This is a genomic window from Sphingomonas sp. FUKUSWIS1, assembly GCF_000733135.1.
Taxonomy (GTDB): Bacteria; Pseudomonadota; Alphaproteobacteria; order Sphingomonadales; family Sphingomonadaceae; genus Sphingomonas; species Sphingomonas aerolata.
The window spans coordinates 1-3,271 of record NZ_JPJC01000188.1; the positions used below are offsets into that span (position 1 = coordinate 1).

The 3,271-nt window shown below is 69.9% G+C and carries 2 protein-coding genes; both read left to right on the forward strand.

The genetic code is table 11. The features are described from left to right. Window positions 1-403, forward strand: a 403-nt coding sequence (locus sphsw_RS11560; protein WP_031440753.1) for a biotin/lipoyl-containing protein, incomplete at its 5' end; no start/stop codon positions are given. Window positions 404-920: 517 nt separating this feature from the next. After that, window positions 921-3,271, forward strand: a 2,351-nt coding sequence (locus tag sphsw_RS11565; protein ID WP_031440754.1) for a DUF3772 domain-containing protein, incomplete at its 3' end; no start/stop codon positions are given.

The following is a 3,271-nucleotide window of genomic DNA, read 5'->3' on the forward strand; positions in this document are numbered from 1 at the left end:
GTCGCTCGAATATACGCCGGGGGACCGGATGGTGATGGTCGAGGGCGACGAGCATCTGACGATCCGGATCGCGAAGGCGCGTGCCGGGTTCAGGCTGACGACGCGCGGCGCGAGCCATGTCGCGCGCGTGCTGCCCGCGCGGGTCGCGCCCTATACCGCGCACCTGATCGAGAAGGTCGCGCCCGATCTGTCGAAATTCCTGATCTGCCCGATGCCGGGGCTGCTGGTGCGGCTCGATGTCGCGGCGGGGGACCGGGTCGAGGCGGGGCAGGCGCTCGCGGTGGTCGAGGCGATGAAGATGGAGAATATCCTGCGCGCGGAGAAGACCGGCGTGGTGAAGTCGGTGTCGGCGGCGGCGGGCGACAGCCTGGCGGTGGATCAGGTGATCCTGGAGCTGGAATAGGCGTTGCGGTTTTCGTGAGGGTGGGCCTTGTGTCCCCGCGAAGGCGGGGACCCAGGCTGGGCTCCCGCCTTCGCGGGAGAACAAGGGCTCCACCACCCCGGCGGAGGCCGGGGTCCAGTTGGGGGAGGTGGCTAGGCTAGCGCTGCGCGTCGTTACTCGAGCCTTCCCATCTGGGCCCCGGCCTTCGCCGGGGTGGGGTGGGGTTACCGAATCTTACGCCACCCCGGCGGAGGCCGGGGCCCAATTGGGGGACGCGGCTGGGCTGATGCTGCGCGTCGTTACTCGAGCCTTCCCATCTGGGCCCCGGCCTTCGCCGGGGTGGGGTGGGGTTACCGAATCTTACGCCTCCCCGGCGGAGGCCGGGGTCCAGTTGGGGGACGTGGCTGGGCTGATGCTGCGCGTCGTTACTTCAGCCTTCCCAACTGGGCCCCGGCCTTCGCCGGGGTGGTGTGTAGGGAGGGCGGGCCATGGCGGCGGGCTCTCCCGTTTTTGGCTGTGACGCTGTAGAGCCGGGCGGATGATCGTTTTGCGCTATTTCGCCGCGTTGCTGCTGCTCGTGTCCGCTGTGCCTGCCCTGGCGCAGGACGAGGCGAAAGTGGCCTCGGTGGCGGCGGGGCTGACGCGGGCGTCGGCGGAGTTGCAGGCGGTCGACGATGCGGCGGTCGAGGCGCGTGATGATGCGGCGCGGCAGGCGTTGCGGACGCGGGCGGAGGCGGTGCAGGCGACCGCGGCGGAGGCGGTGCGGGTGCTGACGCCCGAAATGGCGCTGGTCCAGGCGCGGGTGACCGAGCTGGGCGCGGCGACGCCGGGGGTGGTCGAGGCGCCCGAGATCCGCCAGCAGCGCCGATTGCTCGCGCAGAGCCAGTCGGCGATCGATTCGGCGATCAAGCGCGCGCGGCTGATCGGGGTCGAGGCCAAGCAGCAGATCGACGATATCGGTGCGGCCGAGGCGGAGGAGCTGGGCCAGCAATTGTCCGAGCGCAGCGCGTCGCCGCTGTCGCCGACGCTGTGGACCGCGATCATCGATCACCTGCCGCGCGACACGGCGCGGCTGAACCGGTTCGCGGCGACCGGCGCGCGCCAGTTCGTCCAGCGGTTCGACATGCAGGCGGCGATGATCGCGCTGACCGGGCTGCTCGCCGCACTGGTGCTGCTCGTGCCGGTGCGCGGTGCGCTCCACCGGCTGGGGCGCGGCTATGCGACCGATCATGCGCCGGGCGGGCGGATCCGGCGGTCCGCCTATGCGCTGTGGCTGGTGGTGATCGGCACGATGTTGCCCGGATTCGCCGCGCTGGCGTTCGTCCAGTCGCTGCGCTGGTCCGCCCTGCTGTCGCCCGCGTTCGACCAGATCGCGACGCGTTTTGTCGGATTGTCGTTCTTTGCGGCCTTCCTGTCGGCGTTGGGCGGCGCGTTGCTGCTGCGCGCGCAGCCGAGCTGGCGGCTGTTGCCGATCGGCGACAGCGCGGCGCAGACGCTGCGCCCCTTCACCTGGGCAGCGGCGGGGTTGGTGTTCTTCGGCCAGCTGCTGATCACCGCCAACGCGCTGGTCGGCGCGAGTGCGGCGGCGTCGACCGCGGCGAACGCGCTGATCGCGCTGCTCCACCTGGCGCTGATCGCCGGCGTGCTGGTCGCGCTCGGGCGGCTGAGGGCGGCGGCCCAGCCCGATCCCGAGAAGCCCGCCCGCAACAGCCTGCTCGCGATCGTCGCGCTGGTCGTGTGGCTGGCGGTGCTGGTCGCGTTCGTCGCGACGCTGACCGGATACGTCAATTTCGCGCTGAAGACCGCGCAGTGGATGGTGTGGGGGGCGATCGTCGGCGCGACGCTGTACCTGATGATGACCTTCACCGACGACGCCTGCCGCGCCGCGCTGTCGAGCAGCAACCGGATCGGGCGCAGCGCGAACAGCGGCTTCGGCGTCGGCAACCGGACGGTCGACCAGATCGGCGTCCTGCTGTCGGCGGTGCTGCGGCTGATGCTGATCATGCTGGCGTTCGGCGCGGTGATGGCGCCGTTCGGGGCGGGCGTGACGTCGGTGTTCGAGCTGTTCGGGACGCTTGCGGGCGGGATCACGGTCGGCGAGATCACGATATCGCCTGGCGCGGTGCTGCGGTCGATCGCGGTGCTGTTCGTAGCGCTGGCGATCATGCGCGGGCTGCAGCACTGGCTGGTCAACAGCTATCTGCCGACGACCGCGATGGATGCGGGTGCGCAGAATTCGGTGACGATGGTCGCGCGCTATGCGGGGATCATCGCCGCGGTGCTGTGGGCGCTCGCCGCGCTTGGCATCGGGATGGAGAAGCTCGCGGTGGTGCTCGGCGCGCTGTCGGTGGGCATCGGCTTCGGCCTGCAGGCGATCACGCAGAATTTCGTGTCGGGGCTGATCCTGCTCGCCGAGCGGCCGGTCAAGATCGGCGACTGGGTGCGGATCGGCAACCAGGAGGGCGACGTCAAGCGGATCAACGTCCGGTCGACCGAGATCCAGGTCGCCGACCGATCGACGCTGATCGTCCCCAATTCGGAGCTGATCACCAAGACGATCCAGAACATGACGCTGGCCGCGCCGATCGGGCGGATCCAGCTGCAATTCTCGGTGCCGATCGAGAGCGATCTCGACGCGGTGCGGACGATGCTGTTCACCGCCTTTGCCGACCAGAGCGAGGTGCTCGACGATCCCGAGGTGAAGGTGTTCATCGATTCGGTCGATGGTGGCCGCGCGAAGCTCAACTGCTTCGCCTATGTCGCGAGCCCGCGCGATGCCTATCCGGTGCGCAGCGCGCTGCTGTTCACGCTGTTGCGCCAGTTCCGCGAGGCGGGGATCGATCTTGGCGCGACGACGACGCGGATGGAGCTGATCGGGACGCCGCCCGC